The 255-nt window shown below is 35.7% G+C and carries 1 pseudogene; it reads right to left on the bottom strand.

Going from position 1 to position 255, the window contains the following annotated elements:
- Positions 1-255, bottom strand: a pseudogene (locus AAEY97_RS21375) (alpha-amylase family glycosyl hydrolase); the annotation flags it as partial.

Here is a 255-nt window from a genome sequence, read left to right on the forward strand (position 1 = left end):
CCCTGCACCTTTGTACCATTTAACATCGTTATTCGCGGCTTGCTGCTTTAATCGTTGTTTACTCCCTGCAAAGTTTGAATATTTATGCCTAAATCGTTGAATCGATTCAAGCCATTGTGCTTCTTCTATATTCAGAGTAACTAGCACTTTAGGAATTGCTTTATTTATATATCCTTTTTTGTTTGGAGAAATTTGACGACCACTCCAATCTACTAATTCTAGGTAATCTAGTAACGCAAAAGGTATAGTGTGTTT

Source organism: Shewanella sp. TB7-MNA-CIBAN-0143, assembly GCF_040310065.1.
GTDB lineage: Bacteria > Pseudomonadota > Gammaproteobacteria > Enterobacterales > Shewanellaceae > Shewanella.